General features: G+C 58.3%; 19 protein-coding genes. 5 read left to right on the forward strand and 14 right to left on the reverse strand.

Annotated features, from left to right (window positions below):
- Nucleotides 1-68: 68 nt before the first annotated feature.
- The 3 genes from serA to I6J72_RS05360 form a co-directional block, all read right to left on the reverse strand.
- Nucleotides 69-1,655: a phosphoglycerate dehydrogenase gene (gene serA, locus I6J72_RS05350; protein WP_204100175.1), complete on the reverse strand. Its 1,587-nt coding sequence runs from the start codon at nt 1,653-1,655 to the stop codon at nt 69-71.
- Between the two features lie 44 nt (nt 1,656-1,699).
- Nucleotides 1,700-2,485, reverse strand: a complete 786-nt coding sequence (locus I6J72_RS05355) for a hypothetical protein (RefSeq protein WP_239107511.1) — start codon at nt 2,483-2,485, stop codon at nt 1,700-1,702.
- Between the two features lie 103 nt (nt 2,486-2,588).
- A complete protein-coding gene (locus tag I6J72_RS05360) occupies nt 2,589-4,382 on the reverse strand; it encodes a DUF262 domain-containing protein (protein WP_204100176.1) in 1,794 nt (597 codons plus the stop codon).
- A 456-nt stretch (nt 4,383-4,838) separates the two neighbouring features.
- Here I6J72_RS05360 and I6J72_RS05365 point away from each other — a divergent pair, with 456 nt between their 5' ends.
- From I6J72_RS05365 to I6J72_RS05385, 5 genes are all read left to right on the forward strand, one after another.
- Nucleotides 4,839-5,036, forward strand: coding sequence for a hypothetical protein (locus tag I6J72_RS05365; RefSeq protein WP_204100177.1), 198 nt, complete (start codon nt 4,839-4,841; stop codon nt 5,034-5,036).
- A 9-nt stretch (nt 5,037-5,045) separates the two neighbouring features.
- The gene (locus I6J72_RS05370; RefSeq protein WP_204100179.1) at nt 5,046-5,291 is read left to right on the forward strand and encodes a hypothetical protein; all 246 of its coding nucleotides are present in this window, start codon (nt 5,046-5,048) and stop codon (nt 5,289-5,291) included.
- Nucleotides 5,292-5,300: 9 nt separating this feature from the next.
- On the forward strand, nt 5,301-5,438 hold the full coding sequence (locus tag I6J72_RS05375; protein ID WP_204100180.1) for a hypothetical protein: 138 nt from the start codon (nt 5,301-5,303) through the stop codon (nt 5,436-5,438).
- Nucleotides 5,435-5,965 carry a hypothetical protein gene (locus tag I6J72_RS05380; RefSeq protein ID WP_204100181.1) on the forward strand — a complete coding sequence of 177 codons (531 nt, stop codon included), beginning with the start codon at nt 5,435-5,437 and terminating at the stop codon, nt 5,963-5,965. Before I6J72_RS05375 ends, I6J72_RS05380 begins: the two co-directional genes overlap by 4 nt.
- A gap of 85 nt (nt 5,966-6,050) precedes the next feature.
- Nucleotides 6,051-6,272: a hypothetical protein gene (locus I6J72_RS05385; protein ID WP_204100182.1), complete on the forward strand. Its 222-nt coding sequence runs from the start codon at nt 6,051-6,053 to the stop codon at nt 6,270-6,272.
- Nucleotides 6,273-6,513: 241 nt separating this feature from the next.
- Here the strand turns inward: I6J72_RS05385 and I6J72_RS05390 are convergent, their stop codons facing one another.
- The 11 genes from I6J72_RS05390 to I6J72_RS05440 all read right to left on the reverse strand — a co-directional run bounded on the left by I6J72_RS05390 (nt 6,514) and on the right by I6J72_RS05440 (nt 15,322).
- On the reverse strand, nt 6,514-6,867 hold the full coding sequence (locus tag I6J72_RS05390) for a hypothetical protein (protein ID WP_204100183.1): 354 nt from the start codon (nt 6,865-6,867) through the stop codon (nt 6,514-6,516).
- On the reverse strand, nt 6,867-7,265 hold the full coding sequence (locus I6J72_RS05395) for a hypothetical protein (protein WP_204100185.1): 399 nt from the start codon (nt 7,263-7,265) through the stop codon (nt 6,867-6,869). The genes I6J72_RS05390 and I6J72_RS05395 overlap by 1 nt, the downstream gene beginning before the upstream one ends.
- Nucleotides 7,266-7,282: 17 nt before the next feature.
- Complete coding sequence (locus tag I6J72_RS05400) at nt 7,283-7,705, reverse strand: hypothetical protein (protein ID WP_204100186.1); 423 nt, start codon at nt 7,703-7,705, stop codon at nt 7,283-7,285.
- Entirely contained in the window at nt 7,698-9,182 is a 1,485-nt protein-coding gene (locus I6J72_RS05405) for a glycoside hydrolase domain-containing protein (RefSeq protein WP_204100187.1), read from the reverse strand. The genes I6J72_RS05400 and I6J72_RS05405 overlap by 8 nt, the downstream gene beginning before the upstream one ends.
- A gap of 14 nt (nt 9,183-9,196) precedes the next feature.
- Nucleotides 9,197-9,475, reverse strand: coding sequence for a hypothetical protein (locus I6J72_RS05410; RefSeq protein WP_204100189.1), 279 nt, complete (start codon nt 9,473-9,475; stop codon nt 9,197-9,199).
- Nucleotides 9,476-9,839: 364 nt separating this feature from the next.
- Nucleotides 9,840-10,193: a hypothetical protein gene (locus I6J72_RS05415; RefSeq protein WP_204100190.1), complete on the reverse strand. Its 354-nt coding sequence runs from the start codon at nt 10,191-10,193 to the stop codon at nt 9,840-9,842.
- Between the two features lie 8 nt (nt 10,194-10,201).
- Nucleotides 10,202-11,077 carry a hypothetical protein gene (locus I6J72_RS05420; protein ID WP_204100191.1) on the reverse strand — a complete coding sequence of 292 codons (876 nt, stop codon included), beginning with the start codon at nt 11,075-11,077 and terminating at the stop codon, nt 10,202-10,204.
- Nucleotides 11,077-11,952: a collagen-like protein gene (locus I6J72_RS05425; RefSeq protein WP_204100192.1), complete on the reverse strand. Its 876-nt coding sequence runs from the start codon at nt 11,950-11,952 to the stop codon at nt 11,077-11,079. The genes I6J72_RS05420 and I6J72_RS05425 overlap by 1 nt, the downstream gene beginning before the upstream one ends.
- A 12-nt stretch (nt 11,953-11,964) precedes the next feature.
- A complete protein-coding gene (locus I6J72_RS05430) occupies nt 11,965-13,704 on the reverse strand; it encodes a hypothetical protein (protein ID WP_204100193.1) in 1,740 nt (579 codons plus the stop codon).
- Nucleotides 13,704-14,567 (reverse strand): hypothetical protein, encoded by an 864-nt coding sequence (locus I6J72_RS05435; protein WP_204100194.1) that lies wholly within the window; start codon nt 14,565-14,567, stop codon nt 13,704-13,706. The genes I6J72_RS05430 and I6J72_RS05435 overlap by 1 nt, the downstream gene beginning before the upstream one ends.
- Nucleotides 14,567-15,322, reverse strand: a complete 756-nt coding sequence (locus tag I6J72_RS05440; protein ID WP_204100195.1) for a hypothetical protein — start codon at nt 15,320-15,322, stop codon at nt 14,567-14,569. Before I6J72_RS05440 ends, I6J72_RS05435 begins: the two co-directional genes overlap by 1 nt.
- Nucleotide 15,323 lies beyond the last annotated feature (1 nt).

Consider the following 15,323-nt stretch of genomic DNA (forward strand, 5'->3'; position numbering starts at 1 on the left):
TACCAGACGGTGAAATCACTCAACCGCATGTACCGCAGACAGCGCGAACGGCGCGTTGCGACAACGTCTTAAGCGCCGAAGTCGATTTGACGGCAGCTAGCGCCCAGCGCAGCGTTGATTTCTTCGATGAGTTCTTCCGGAACCTCGCGCTCGACGCGGAGGATGAGTACCGCATCATCAACCTTCTTACCTTGGGTCAGCGCCGCAGCAACAATGTTGATGCCGGCCGCTCCCAGCTTGGTGCCCACCGTGCCAAGAGCGCCCGGGGCATCCTTGTAAGAGAAGAAAAGGTTGCGGCCCGTTGCGCGCATGTCCACGCCGCGGCCGTTGATGCGTACGATCTTCTCAACGCCATCAATACCAATGAGCGCACCGGTCAGCTGTGACACTTCACCGCCAGAGCCGATAATCTTTACGACGACGGACGAGCGGTGGCCCTTCGACTCGACGTTCGTCTTGACCTCCACGTCGACGCCGCGACTCTCCGCGATTTGCATGGCGTTAACGAAGGTCACGGATTCCGTGACCACACCGGAAAACAGGCCACGCACCGCTGACAGGCCCAACGCGGAGACGTCTTCGTTCGCAAGCTCGCCGCAAGCTTCCACCTCAACTGCCACAGGAGCGGAGCCCAAGAGGCTGCCGGCAACGAGTCCAAGCTTGCGGGTAAGGTCCAGCCATCCAGCGACCTCCTCGCCTACCTTGCCGCCTTCCACGTTAACGGCATCCGCCACAAACTCACCAGCGAGTGCTTTGAGCACAGACTCGGCCACGTCAGTACCAGCACGGTCTTGGGCTTCCACGGTGGAAGCACCTAAGTGCGGGGACACGGTCACTTGCGGGAGCTCAAAGAGCGGGGAATCCGTGCACGGCTCGGTGGCATACACGTCGAAACCAGCACCGCGGTGATGGCCCGACTTGATGGACTCTGCCAGGGCTGCTTCATCCACGAGGCCACCGCGGGCAGCGTTGATGATGATCTGCCCCTTCTTAGCCTTGGCTAGGAGCTCCGCGTCAAACATACCGGTAGTTTCCGGAGTCTTGGGCAGGTGGATAGTAACGAAGTCAGCGCGCGCCATGAGCTCCTCTAGGCTCACCAGTTCCACACCAAGTGCGGCGGCACGGGCCGGGTTCGCGTATGGATCGTGTGCAATGACGGTAGTTTCGAAAGCCAGCAGACGCTGGGCAAACAACTGGCCAATGTGGCCGAAGCCGACGATACCAATGGTCTTGCCAAAAACTTCCACGCCCTTGAAAGAAGAGCGCTTCCACTCGCCCTGACGCAGGGACTGATCAGCGGCCGGAACCTGGCGGGCAGTAGCCAACAGCAAAGCGATGGCCTGCTCACACGCGGAGTGAATATTTGACGTCGGCGCATTGACTACCATGACGCCGCGCTCAGTGGCAGCTGGGATATCGACGTTATCCAGACCAACACCGGCACGGCCCACGATCTTCAACTTGCCAGCGGCACTAAGAACTTCTTCATCGACGGTCGTGGCAGAACGCACGAGAAGCGCATCGGCGTCCGGGACCGCTGCGAGAAGCTCCTCGCGGTTTGGGCCATCGACCCAACGGACCTCTACGGTGTCTCCCAATGCGGAGACGGTGGATTCTGCAAGCTTATCGGCAATAAGTACGACCGGCTTCGACATAACTTCCTTCACTAGGCTGATGAGTGGATGCCGTGAAGTGTAGTTTATTCTTTCCAACCCTGATCTATTTTATGCGTGAATTCTGTCACTGAACCGAATTCCGGCCCGAGCGCCACGATGGGCCCATCTGCAAGCCCCGCGGTCATCGCCGCCCCGACCTTCGTCGCAGACGGATCAGGATCCGGCATGACCATAACCGTACCGCCGTACGCGTTTGCGTTCACCACGTTAGCCACAGGACTGTCCACGGTGGCAACGATGACGGGGGCCATTTGTGCATCGCGCCGTGCTTCAGCAGGGATCGCTGGCATCTTTTCCTTTGTCATGTACTGCGGCAAAGGCTCCCAAGCCGCCTTGAGCTCAACTTTCGCGGAGGAATCCAAATGTGCAATGTTATCCACCATGCGGCTTGGATCTTTCACGACCTTTGAGGTGAATTGAAAGGCCGTGTACTCCCCTAAAGCTTTCGTATTGCCTGGGTCATGGATGACCTCCTGGAGGCCCGATTGACTAGCCCAAGGGACATTACCCACCACGAGGATTTGCTTGACCCCCAAATCCGACGCCAGTTCCGAAATCTTGCCCCGAATGGATTCGTCATACGTCACCATGGGAACGCGCTGGGACACACTCAGCGTTGCTGCACGCAAAGCCGCGGCGTCTGTGTTCTCAGCCAAGATAAGCGCATTGGTGTTTTTAAAGAAAAGCCGTGCGGATTTCAAACCCCAGGGGTCGTCGAGGACGGCAACCATATCAGCGAAGGCGGGATCAATCAGCCGCAGACGGTTCTCTTCGCTTGCACGAGCAAGGTCAATCTCAGCGTCAGGCACTGCCGTAATGTCCTGGGTAACAAGCTGTTCGCCCCGGCCCAGGGACGAACAGCTAGAAGCGCTCGCAGCGAGACATCCCACTGCGAGCGCCACCACTAGTGCTTTAGTGTGCAAAAGCCTGCGGGCCCTCCTCACCACCAGACAGGTTGGCTTCATCGACGTCACGAATGACGGCCTTATTCAAGGCATATTCTACGATGCCCACGAAACGTTCGCGGCGATCGGCAAAGAACTGATACGCACTCTTGGATGTCAGCAGCTCCGGTTGCAGCTCATGGGAGGCCAGCACGCTATCGAACTCGGCATCTTCCATGATGGACTTGGACTGCACGCGCGGAAGGTAGCGCTCCGGCGAGTGGCCATCGAGGACAACTTCGGTGCGTTTGCCCATCGGAGTGCGGTTGAGCACAGAGTTGGCCAACACGGCGCTTACTCCATGACGCCGGCACCACGATAGCGGGAAGATCGGGAAGAAGCCGGGTTTGAGGTCCTCAAAGGTGTGGCGGTTGAAGGGCTGGCCGGTGCGCCAATCCTTCGCACCGCGCGCCATAAGCAGCGCATAAAGACCATGCCACACGCCGTCATTCTCGCTGACGGATAAAAGACGCGATTCACGGAAGGAAGCATCGCGCACCGTTTGGGGCACGAGCTCGGTCTCCCCTGCTACCCATGCGGTGACCTCGTCAACATCACGTGCGGCGCGCAGCTTGACGGCCGAAGAGCCATAGAGTTCACCAAAGACACCGCTCCAGAACCATTGGTTGAGGCGGTCCCACGAATCCTGCGTGGAGAGCACACCTGTCCGCTCGGCGAGGCGAGCCAGGATAACCGCGAGCGGGATAATCTGCTCGTTGTATGGCACCTGGTCCAGGGAGAGGATGCAACGCTCAGCCAGGAATTCCGCAACCTCACGGAAGGTAATGACGAGTGTCGACGAAGCAGCGCGGTACTCAGCCAGGGAAAGCTGCAGGATATCCTCGCGCTGCCCGCCAGCTGTGCCTTTCTTGCCCGAGACCAGCAGGGACACTGCGGAGAGGAACTCATTGCGACCAATACCGTCGAGTGCCGGGAATGCACGCAGTTGCTTCTCGACGTCCCCCCAATGCTCCGCCAAGTGGAAATCCGGATCCTCGGACGCGAAAACCGCGGTAAGGAGGTCAAAGACGTCCATCTGCAAACCAGCGGAGTTCACTTGGGCAAAGATCGAGCCAATGCCTGCTTGGGCAGTCTCACGGGACAGGCGAATCATGGGCACGTCATAACCCGAAAGCGGGCGCAAAATGCGGTTGTTAAAGGCTGCGACAACATCGCGATTCACACCATTATCGGCAGCGGCCAACTCGAAGAGCATGCTCGTGCCTTCTTCGCTCAGCAGCGCTGAAACGGGGATGCAGCAAGCATCAATAGCAGCCTCGCGGTTTGCCAGCGAGCCCTCAATCTCTGGCGCAAAGTGAGACTTCAGCTCGCCATGCTGGTTCACCGCAAAGACAGCCTCATCCGGCATGATGTCCTCGCTCGTGGCCGTGCGTAGATCGACGTAGAACTTGCGGGAGACTTTCTTGGAGCGAAAGTCCGTCGTGTCCACGTAACCATCGCCGCGGAAGCAGTGGTAAAGCGAGGTGAGGCGCTGCTGACCATCCAGGAGAAGAAGGCCTGGGTTCACTCCGGTATCCGGCGCGCCCGCGAGCGGGCGGGGGCGGAAACGCATCGTCTCGTTGCGAGTATCCAGCGCCAAGAAGGCGCCCAGCGGATAGCCGCGCAGGACGGTCACGATGAGAGAGCGGATACGGTCTTCGTCCCAGGAGTAGGCACGCTGGAAATCTGGAAGCTGGATATCCCCGCGGTCAATGCGAGCAAAGAGGTCAGAAAGGTCATAGCTTGGCGTGGTGTAACCCATGGTTCTGAGCCTACTCGCAGATGTGAGATCGTGCCCGTTTATGAGCGAATCTTACATGGCAACCCGAAACCGCCCCTCGTGCCCGACTATGGAGAAGTCGCGAGCACTAGGGGCGGCAGAGTGTCATCAACCAGAGGTTGACTCGTCCTTAGGCAGTAGCGTCCAATGGGTTTTTGACCCAGCTCATAAGTTCAGCACGAAACGCCTACCAGCGGGAACCGAATACGCGCTGGTCAGAGTTGTGCCACTAGTGCCAGGAATGCCAGCAACGCCACGTATGACAGCCGGGAAGTGGGATCCATGTGGGATCCTGCGCCGCCCTGAACCCCCGGAAGTCGCCCGTTAGAACACTAATGAGACCTTCACCACACTACCTAATATTTCCGTAATGCGGACTTGACACTTTTAGAGAAGTCGGGTTATAATAAACACGTAAGCAAGAGAGAGGAAAGAAAAATGATTCTTCACGGATACCTCGCCGAGGAAACCGAATTCACCAATGACCACGGCACCGTAACGGTTCCCGCCGGCGCACCCCTCGAAGTAAACGGCGATGACCTCGCCGACTGCGGCGAATCATGGGCATACATCCGCGACGGAGAACATTTCGGAGCCGCCGCAATCCTCACCCTCGACCAAATCACCCCCGCCTAAGGACCCACCATGAACCACGCAGAGACCGCCGAACTTGCAGATTTCGTATTCGCCAACATCCCCAACACCAACACCCGCGCCGCCGACGAATTCCGCACCGCGCTCGAAACCTTCCTCGATACCTACGTAAAGACCGACCACCGCATCAACGAAGGAAACCTAGACTGCACCGCCGAATTTCTACGCAACCTCGCCCGCGGCGCACAAGAGGCCGCCGAGGTGGCCGAGGAAATCACCGCCGAAATCTACAGCTAAGGAACCGCCATGAACGCCGACTCTTACGCCCTCGGATACCTACGATCCCTCCTTAAGGACCACCTCGATACGGACACGATCGAGGAACTTTTCAATGAGGCCGAGGAAGCCGCGCAGCGATGTGCCGAAAGAATGGAGAAACGATGAATCAGGTAATCACCCGCGAAGAGCTCGCCTCCCTACTATCCGCCTACTGCGGGCTCACCCCGCCGATTCCGGGTCATATTTTGGCAATGGATCCGGATCGCGCCCCGGATAGGTGGACAGCGACCACCAGCAACGGGGTAGTAAAAATAGCCATATCGCACGCCACCGGGGCAGAGCTCATGAGGAAACTCGCCGCCCGGGCGCGGGAGGAAGGCCGCGATTTCCAGCGGTACGTACAAGAGTTCATTATCTACCCGCCCGCGGACTTCCTCACCGATCCGGATAGCACAGAGCTGCGGCGCATGCGCCGGGAAACGATGGATCGCGATGGAATGCGACGGAAGTTAGACCTCGCCGGCATGCGGTACAAACTTGCACAGGAAGCGGTCGAGCGCGCGCGCGACGAGTGGCATGCAGAGATTCGGGCGGCGGTTGAGGCGGGAATGATGAAGTCCGAGGTCGCCCGGATAACGGGCCTGGCCCGCCCGTACATTCATTCAGTGATTAAGGAAGTTGAGGAAGAATAATTCTGTAATCACGTGTTGACACTTTTAGGGCTCATGAGGTATACTCAAGGTGTAAGCAAAAGAGACCGGGAGAAAGGAACCCGAAATGACCCTGTACAGCCGCCGAGATGAAGCAATCCACCGCGAAATCATCGAGCCGCTCGGAGAGGAAGCCACCAATTTCGATATTGAGGCAATCGCCGACGAAATGATCACCTGGCACGATGAATTCAACAATAAAGGCGAAATCGAAGCCAACCGCTCCGGCTTCCGCATCAAGGAAGATATCGATTTCTGGACCCTCGTTGAACGCCACGCGCTCGATTAATCTTGCACGCAGCGCAACGATGAACTAAGCTACATAGCGTCCCCGCATTAGCTGGGGTGAGCCGTTGTCGATGTTCACGCATCGCGCTGTAGCTCAAACTTTCCCCGCGTTAGCGGGGATTTTTTCTTTCACCCCTAAAACGCGAAAAGGCGGCCCCGCCGCCCGGGGAGCCTAACCGGGAAACGGGGCCAAAAATTACAATAGCTGCCTAACGAGATACACCCCGCCGCCACCGGGGGCTCTAGCCGTTCACCACGTCATCGTGAACATCCGGGGGGAGACGCGCAATCTTCAGCACATCCTCCGAATTCCGCGCGATACGCCGCAAACCACCAATCGCCGCCCAGTACTTCCGCCGAGTTTGTTCCACCGTAGACTGCAGCGTTTCCACCCGCGACCGCAAAGCATCAATTTCATTCTGTTGGGAATCCAACCGCTGCATGATTTTATCCGTGAACGAATCCCAATCAGGGGCAGCGGCTTCCACCTTTTTCGCGTCTACGCTAGCCCGCGCGGTTAATCGCGCACCAATCACGCCGAGCACCGCGGCCGCCACCGTACCAATCAGGCCCGTAAGCTCGCCGTCCATATGCATCAATCCCCCTTAAGGACCGGGACCTCCGCGGAGTATTGCAGACGGCCACGCGAAAACGCCCACAAGGCAAGCGCGGTCACCGCCCCGTAGCCGATTGAGGTAACCCAACCACGGCCTCCCATAGCCAGGAAGGACACGGACCACAGGAAGTGCAGACCAATACCCGAACCGACCGCGGCGGGAGTTAGCCGGGGAAAGAATACCGCAGCCAGGCACAGCACACCGCTAAACAGCCACGGCCACGCCCACATATCAGGTGGGGCGATATGCTCAAGCAAATGAGCTGGGCGGCGTTCCGGATTCACCACAAACGGCATGTACGAAATACCGCGCATGAGCGCCGCCATACCGATAATGAACACCCCAACGGCGTCCGAGCTAATCCAATTTCGGCTCATTCTTCCACCCGCCCCGTTTATCCGTACAGGCTAAACCGGCGCTCGGCGGCATGCCGAGGGGCGCGGGAGGAATCGGGCGGAAGGATACTAGCCGCGGGAACGGGCTCCGCGTCCGGGGCGCCAACCGCCTCCGCCACCCCGGGCCCCACATCCACAGTTTTACCAACTTCCATGTCGTAGGAGTCCAGAATACGGGGAAGCGCGGAAGGCGGAATAGCGCCTTTAGTAAGAGCAATCACAAGGGCCGCCGCTAGGCTGGTAGCACAGCCCACCACCACCGCGAACCAATCCGGGGCGGAAGTAAGCTGCTCTATCAGCGTCGACCCTACCCACACCACGGCCACCGCCACCGTGATGAAAGTTTCCTTCCGCTGCAGCACAAAGGACTGCCTAGCCAGGACAGAGGCCACCGCCGTCGCAATCGCATCACGATTATTCATGACGTCCCCCCACCTTCACGTTCAGCGCTTCCTGCACGGAAACAATCTTTCGCAGCGCCACCGAAATATCCGAAAGCGTCTCCGCGATGAACGGAAGCATGTTCGCGTGCATATCTTCCAGCTTCCGATCCGCCTCCAGGGCGTAGCCAATCGCCGTATCGGAAAAGACCTCGCCCTCCCCGATTTCACCCCGGCGCAGCCGTTCCAAATCGTATCGGGAGTCAAACGGATCGGAAATTTCATGACTGAGCTTTTTCACCAATCGCAGCAGCTCACGCTGCTCATTATCGTTCAAGGCGGGCATGAAGGAATCCTCCTGTGGTTGAGTAATCAGGTCGTACCAGCGCTGGGCTTCATTCATCCACAGCTGGTGGTATTTTTCGCCGCTAGCCAGGTGATAGGGGCATGCGGTCGCCGAATGATCACGGTGATCATCAATGTTCACCCCGTATTCAGGGCGGCCGAGCCCATGCACCGCGCACAATTCCGCCGCCAACTGCGCACCCCGCTTAATCGTTGCTTCCGCAATAGGCCAATCTTGCTCAGGACCGCCTGAATTAGAATGTTCGATGATGATGGAGGAAGCATTAGAGGAATCATTATTTCCCCACGCGGTATCCTCCACCCGCACTAGCTGCCCTACGCGGTTTCCTTGCACCGCGAAGTGCGCCGAGGCCCGCCTGGTTTGCCACCACCTATAACAATCATGGGCATTACCAATCCCGCCCATATGGTGGCGGGTGATACGCCGAATTTTTTGGCCACCACGCCCCCGGTTGAAGTGCTTATTTAGCCACACTTCCTCGTCGACGCGGACCACTGCCCGCGGAACCGACTTCCCGCGCCGGGCGGAGGAAGCCGGGGCCTGGCCCCAATAATCATGCAGCACGTCGTTAATATCAATCTTCACCCCGTCGGGGCCCGGGGTGTTCGCAACTCCCTGGTACAGCACGGCTTCCGGGGAGCGCGCACCCTGAGACCACGCGGGGGTCTGCCAGCCAAGCACACGACCGCCGCCGAGGTCGGCGACTACCCCATCTTCCGCCGCCCACGCAATCACGCGGGAATGACCGTAGATACCTACCCGGCTCCGGCCGAGCACATCAACGGCCGCCCGGAAGTATTCCACCGCGGTCGAATTCCACTGATTTAGGGAAATATCGAAATCGACGGCGAAAAACACCGGCCACCCGGAACGGCCGAGGGTGTCCAAAGCTGCCTTAGCAGATTCCGCGTCCTTCTTCCCGCCGGCGTAGCCGCGCATGGAATCCGGATTGCTAGCCCCGCCGTATTGCCAAACGAAAGCGAGGTCCAGGCCGGCGGCCTCATAATCCGCCACCTCGGCGCGGCTAATCATCTTCCCCTTCATCCACGGATCGCGAGGTGGTGAAATATAGCGCACCGCCCCGCCATAGCCCGCGGCCTTCACAGACCGGCCAGAGGGAACCCCGGCCGAAAAATCAATAACCTGCATCATGTACCTCCTTAAAATCAATTCGTGTACACAATCACCGCCCACGCTTTACCGGAATACCCTTGTGGGGTGATGTAGCCGGACGGGTTTAGCGCCACACGCGGGGTATACAAATTCGTTGTCGATTGAGCCGATACCGGAACATAGGTCATCTTCGTGGGGGCGTATTCGGCAGGCATCACCTGCTGCGATTCCAGACCTTCAAGACGAAGCTCAACCAAATTCCCGGTTTTCCGCGCCGCCCAACCCTCACCGGAAGCCGTCAGCACCTCGGGGTAGATACGCCGCAAAGCCATTAGCGCCCACCCCCCACGGGGGTTATAGCCTGGTCAGTACCACCTGTGTAATCAGGTTTGGGCTCATGCAGTACATCGCGATTTCTCCCGACAATATACGCACGCCAGGGCCTAGGGTGCCTATGTTTTTTGAGTTCTCGTACATCAGTGATTGCCCCGTGATGACTTCTACCCGAAATCGGCCTTGTACAGCGATCATTTCGCCTCCGCGTTCCAACCGCGCCCACACAGGAAGATCGTCCTTCCATGTTCCCCATGAGCGTGGGGAAGGCACTAACGCGGTCTCCACCAGTGCGGTGTTCTGCCCGGCCTTCACTAGTCTCAGCGCCATGCTGCCACCGCCTTAGCCACGCGGCGGCAGAGGCTACGAAGAGAGAGAGAGAGAGAGAGGAACCCAGTTGATAACGATTTCCGCTTTATCGGTTGGGTTCAAAACACGCACCACAGCGGAACGCTGGCTTAAATCCAGCACGCCCGAAATGGAATGAGCAGCCCCCGGAAAGCGAGATTCCAAAAACCGATCCTTCCCCCACTCAAGTACCCGAAGCCCGTCCACGTTCCACGCCGTAACAGTCATAAGACAATGACCGGAATGCCCAAACCAATACGGATTATCAAGGTTGTTCGGATCGGCACCCGTCACGTTCACCCAGCCACTACCAGGCTGCACCACACCCCGGCGTGTCACCGGGCCAGGTTTAACTAACTTCAAAGCCATTGTTCCTCCTAAAACTCCAGAACAGCGAGTGTAAGGATTACAGTTGGTGGTACATCGCTTGAGCTAGATGCGGGGGTTACCACATGGAAAGCAAACGAATCTGTGGGAGATTTCAACACCGGTACTGGCCCAAAACAAAGAAAGTCCGACGAATGCTTAGATGAAGTCTTATTGTTACTGCGCGAAATCGCTAATCTAAACTTTTCGGTAACCCCGGTCGGGAAATCATTCAGCAAAACCAAGTATGTACTTTTGTTGCCAAACGATCTTTTCATGTAAACATAATCCGGACCGTTTTGTTCGATCGTCAAGTGAGGCTTAGACCTAACCACAGCGGACTCAATAGGAACACACCATTCAGACCCAGTAAATCTTGAGGCGTTTCTTTCAAACTTTAGGTTAATAATTCCTGTAAGCCCCATGTTCGCACCCGTGACAGCATCATCCACATAGGCCTTAGACGTTGCGTAATACCGCTCAGTGGGATCTTCAGTAGGGACAGAAATGTGACCTTTTGTGCCTCGCTTGACCACATCACCCTCATAGGCACCCGTGGTAATACGCGGAAAATCCTTCAAGTCCGCTATGGAGTGCTTGTGGGACTCCGGGGGAAACACCCTTGGCTTGTCATTCAGCCCAGCCCACGTTGTTGTTCCTGGCGGGCCCGGCTCGCCCTTATCACCCGGGTCACCTTTTTTACCGGGGTCACCGGGCGGACCGGGATCACCCTTCTTACCCGGCTCACCGGGTTTACCAGGGTCACCTTTCTTACCAGGCTCCCCCGGCGGGCCGGGCTTCCCCTGTTCCCCCGGCAGACCACGCGCACCGCGCAGCACCGTTATTTCCTCGAAACCGCCCTTCCCATCGGGCACCATCAACCGCATTATGATTCCTCCCAGTAGCGATTATCGTTTGTGACCACATGCACACATGTTCCCGGCGGGACCTTCCCGGACATGGCCAGCGCTTCCTCGTCAGAGAGCACCGCGACATAATTCGAGATAGGGCGGTAGGTTTCGCCCGACGGGTCGATCCACACCACGTTCTTATTTTCGGGCTCGGTTTCCGACACCACCACGCCCGCAGCACCCCGCAGCGCTTCCAGTTGTTGTTCGGTAAGTTCCTCGAACTTCACGGTGCCATCGACACCATCACGGCCCGGCTCGCCTTTATCGCCCGGAGGACCCTTAGGGCCCCGATCGCCCTTATCACCCGGGTCACCTTTAGGGCCGGTAAGCGGCGGGGAAGATTGACCATTCACCGTCAAAACATCTTTGTTCCATGAGGTCGAGCCCACAATTTGTTCCGCGCGGGAAGCCGCCGCCGCCGCCGAGTTCAAAAGCCCCTCGGCGTTAGATTCCAGCGACTTTAACTCCCCTAGGCTGGTCTTAGCCGAGGAAGCTGCCTCCTTAGATTCCCGCACCGCTTCCAGCGCGTCCGACGCCAACCGCTCCAGCTGTGACCGGGTTGCGGAATCCGCCAATTCCGCCGCACCAACCGCCGCCGCCAAAGAACCGCCGCCCTCGGGAACAATCATCTCCAGGACTTCCACCGGCCCCCGCGCCCGCAACAGAGTCACCACCACCGGGCCCGGGGCGGCATCAAACTCCAAGCGACCATCAACCACATCAACGTAATCCGTTGAGGTCGTGATCACCGCCCCATCATGCTCACGAGCGCGCGGCGCGCGCACAGATGCACGCTTCACATCTTCCGGTCGGGTCGTGACATATTTCAACGTTCCAGTAATCCGAGCCATGACACGGCCTCCTTAGAATCCTTCCGTAAAGGTAAACACTTCACCCTCGGGGTAGTCCTTATACCCCGCGGGCCGCACGAGCACCACGCCGAGACCATTCCGATATTCCGCCGGCGGAATGACAGACCCCACATCCGAGGCGTCCCACCACCGGCCCTCCGTTCCCTTAAAGGAAACCGGCTTATCAAAGCGGTAACCACGGCCACGCCACGTGTAAAGACCGACGTGCCCGGCGCTGTATTGGATAATCCCGCCTTCCATACCAGACGGATAATCAGCGGTATGGAACCGGTTTGTATCACGCGCCGCAAACACGTATTCCGCGGGCTCATTACCCACGTATGGGGCGATTTGAATATGCGCCCTCGTGACCTTCATCTGCAGCGCACCGCGCGTGAACTTTTCCTCCCGCTTAGAGGTATCCGTGACATCGAACGTGTACATATCAACGGCCGAGTCACCGGAAACCATGGACTTCAGCTCAACTTGCACATTCACCCGCCCTAGCCATGAGCCGCGGGCAACCACCCTAAACCACCCCTCGCCGGCGTCGGTTTGAAGGTATTCATCGTGAATAACCGGCTCACGGCCTTCATGGTGATAGATACGCACGCGCTGCGCCTTATTCCACCGCAAAGCGTTACCATGAATCTTTCGCGACAATTCCAGCGAGTTGATAGCCCGCCTATTCGCTAACGCCAATTTGGTTTGCGCTTCATCGATTTCCTTTTGCGCTTTCCACAATTCCGTATTGAGGTTCAGATACGCCGGCACCAGGCCACTCGCCGAGCTTTTGCCCTGGTTAGCCAGCTGGGAGTTAATGGACGATAGGGAGCGCACAAGGTCATCCGGGGCGGAGCTCGTACCGCGCAGGAATTGAACAACCTTTTCCACGTCTTTATTGGTGAATTCCAACGCCTTTTTACGCGCTTCCGCCTCCCCCGAAACCGCTTTGTCAATCGCATTGTTGCGGTTAGTTGCTTCCTGCTCAAGAGCTTGACGACGAGCCCGTGATTCTTCCACTAGAGCGTCAGCACGCTTCCGGGCTTCCGCTTCCAGCGCTTCACGCCGAGCTTCCGCCTCTTCACTCAGCGCTTTCCGCCGAGCTTTCGCTTCTTCATCCAGCGCTTCCTGCCGGCGTTTAGCCTCGGTTCTTTCGCTGTTCCGCCGCTCGCGCCGTTCATCGGCAATCATGCGGGCAAGCTCCGAATTATCCCGATTCCTTGCATCATCATCGAAGATTGGGGAATTACCCACCCGCACCCGATACCGGCGCGCCGCCCCTACCGAGGATTCCAAAGCGATTTCAGTAACGGGCAGGAAAAAGACCTTATTCCAGAAAGCAATAGAAACGATATCGCCAACGTCGAAATCGACATAGGGCTCCAGGCCACCAAGGCCCGCGTTATCAATTTCCCGCTCGAGTACCGCTTCACCCGCGGTCCTATTAATCGCCGCATCCAGTACTTCCTCCACATTGGACACCCCGGAATCAGGGATCGGGGAACCCCAATCGTTGAATTCCCGCGCCGTGATGTTCACGTCGTTGCGGACGAAACGGCGCCCCATACGGCCCGGGGCGCGGTCGAAATCGGCGAAATACCCAAACTTCCGGTCATCGCCGGCCGAGGGGCGTTCATCCTCCGGTATGGAATCAGGCCACGTAACATTCCACGTTCCGAAAGAGTACGCGGCCAGGGAGCGCAGGATCGTGACCTCGCCGCCGTCGGCAATGAGAGGGTGAAGCGCCATTAGGTAGCCTCCTTCATTTCATCAATGCGGATAATCAGCATGGGGCGCGGCCATGATTTCGTACCACCGCCGCGCACCACTACCGGATCATCTCCCGGCCACCACATGTCCACCCGTAGATACAGGCCGGCGTTCTTCAGCGGCGCGGCGATAGTATCCAGCACGTAATCGTCGGAGGTTCTTAGATAAATTTCCGCCGAGGAATCAGCACTTCCGCCGTAATCCACCACGGCGTGCTCATCGCCTTCCCACCCCATAAGGCGGTTCACACTCTTCAGGGAATCATCGACGAAATCCCGGATGACAGACCGCGCACGCCCACGCATGGTGTACCCATCTGCCGCGGCGGCGAACGGTGCCCTAGCCAGCTTCCGCGGAGTCTTATACGTAATACCGGAAGCATCTTCCCGGAAAGTTTGAAAGCGCGCGTTTTGCACTTCCAACGGAATAGACGGCCCCGGCCAAAAGGCTAGACAATCCACCGCATCAACGCCCTTGATCACCAACGTATCCGGGGCCGCCGCCCCGGAAATCGTGGCATGCGTAATGAAATATGCCAGGCGCGGCCGCCCCGGAACTTCCACTATCAACATTCGGGTCGGGCCTTTAGCCGGCACCAGGCGGCCGGCCTCATCTTGCACCCCGATACCGTCGGCAATCAGCTCATCTTTAATCGGAGTATCCGCCGGGGCATGAAGGGTGAGCTCGAATTCCGATACCGCCATTCGGTTACGCGGGAACTTCAGCGACTCGAAGGGCGGTACTTCCATGAAGGGCTCGCCGTTTTCGTTGGCGATACCTACCCAGAAACCGTCATCTTCTACAGCCTGCCTAATGTGATTCCGCCAATCAGGGAGTTGCATCACAGTTCCTTTTCAAACGGATCGAATACCCCGATTTCCCACTCGAGGCGCGCGCCCGGGGGAACGGTAAAGTCGCGTTCTTCACCCCGGGGCACGCTTTCGCCTACTGCCCCGGCCTTCCGGGTGAGAATACGGTCGTATTCATCGCCGCGGAAGATACGGCCGGAATTGCTACGCGCTAACGGCACGCGGTGCTCCTCGTTAACCGCGGGGAGGGTGAAACTAGCGCCGGAAGGCAGGATGACGTCACCTCCGGCGCCTTCCCACACGATTTCTGGCCATATGGGAACATCACCGTAATTCGTCACTGTGACAGTGCCCTCGCCGGATAGCGGCACCGTCCACACGCCGGGAGAATCGGCAATCACATCAACCTTCACCCGGTCGCCGCTTTTCGGAATCGCCGCCGGGAATTTGAACGCCGCCGGGAGGCGCACCGCCAACCGGTACCGCGCCCCACCAATCGACAGCACCAACCATGAGTATTCCCACGTTGACCACGCCCGGCGGAAATCATGCCAATCTTCCGGGGACTGCACAACAACGCCGAGACTGCCGGTCATTGGCGTAATCACGCGGTCCCTAAAATCGATGATTTGGCCCGGCACACCAACCGCCTGCACCGGGTGGTCCTCGAAGGAGCCGGTAAGGCCTTCCACCGTACCGGTCTCCACCCCGATAGGGCCGGGAGCGCCGTCGGCAATGAGGTTGAAGGTCTCACCCGTTGGGGACACTAGATCCAATTCGTAGAACACG

It is taken from the genome of Corynebacterium sp. FDAARGOS 1242 (genome assembly GCF_016889985.1).
Taxonomy (GTDB): Bacteria; Actinomycetota; Actinomycetes; order Mycobacteriales; family Mycobacteriaceae; genus Corynebacterium; species Corynebacterium minutissimum_B.

Excerpts from the sequence above, each read along its gene's own strand:
- I6J72_RS05385 (WP_204100182.1), top strand. The coding sequence starts at position 6,051 with ATGACCCTGTACAGCCGCCGAGATGAAGCAATCCACCGCGAAATCATC.
- I6J72_RS05400 (WP_204100186.1), bottom strand. The coding sequence starts at position 7,705 with ATGAATAATCGTGATGCGATTGCGACGGCGGTGGCCTCTGTCCTGGCT.
- I6J72_RS05405 (WP_204100187.1), bottom strand. The coding sequence starts at position 9,182 with ATGATGCAGGTTATTGATTTTTCGGCCGGGGTTCCCTCTGGCCGGTCT.
- I6J72_RS05435 (WP_204100194.1), bottom strand. The coding sequence starts at position 14,567 with ATGCAACTCCCTGATTGGCGGAATCACATTAGGCAGGCTGTAGAAGAT.
- I6J72_RS05370 (WP_204100179.1), top strand. The coding sequence starts at position 5,046 with ATGAACCACGCAGAGACCGCCGAACTTGCAGATTTCGTATTCGCCAAC.
- I6J72_RS05380 (WP_204100181.1), top strand. The coding sequence starts at position 5,435 with ATGAATCAGGTAATCACCCGCGAAGAGCTCGCCTCCCTACTATCCGCC.
- I6J72_RS05425 (WP_204100192.1), bottom strand. The coding sequence starts at position 11,952 with ATGGCTCGGATTACTGGAACGTTGAAATATGTCACGACCCGACCGGAA.
- I6J72_RS05375 (WP_204100180.1), top strand. The coding sequence starts at position 5,301 with ATGAACGCCGACTCTTACGCCCTCGGATACCTACGATCCCTCCTTAAG.
- I6J72_RS05395 (WP_204100185.1), bottom strand. The coding sequence starts at position 7,265 with ATGAGCCGAAATTGGATTAGCTCGGACGCCGTTGGGGTGTTCATTATC.
- I6J72_RS05415 (WP_204100190.1), bottom strand. The coding sequence starts at position 10,193 with ATGGCTTTGAAGTTAGTTAAACCTGGCCCGGTGACACGCCGGGGTGTG.
- I6J72_RS05410 (WP_204100189.1), bottom strand. The coding sequence starts at position 9,475 with ATGGCTTTGCGGCGTATCTACCCCGAGGTGCTGACGGCTTCCGGTGAG.
- I6J72_RS05420 (WP_204100191.1), bottom strand. The coding sequence starts at position 11,077 with ATGCGGTTGATGGTGCCCGATGGGAAGGGCGGTTTCGAGGAAATAACG.
- serA (WP_204100175.1), bottom strand. The coding sequence starts at position 1,655 with ATGTCGAAGCCGGTCGTACTTATTGCCGATAAGCTTGCAGAATCCACC.
- I6J72_RS05365 (WP_204100177.1), top strand. The coding sequence starts at position 4,839 with ATGATTCTTCACGGATACCTCGCCGAGGAAACCGAATTCACCAATGAC.
- I6J72_RS05430 (WP_204100193.1), bottom strand. The coding sequence starts at position 13,704 with ATGGCGCTTCACCCTCTCATTGCCGACGGCGGCGAGGTCACGATCCTG.
- I6J72_RS05390 (WP_204100183.1), bottom strand. The coding sequence starts at position 6,867 with ATGCATATGGACGGCGAGCTTACGGGCCTGATTGGTACGGTGGCGGCC.
- I6J72_RS05360 (WP_204100176.1), bottom strand. The coding sequence starts at position 4,382 with ATGGGTTACACCACGCCAAGCTATGACCTTTCTGACCTCTTTGCTCGC.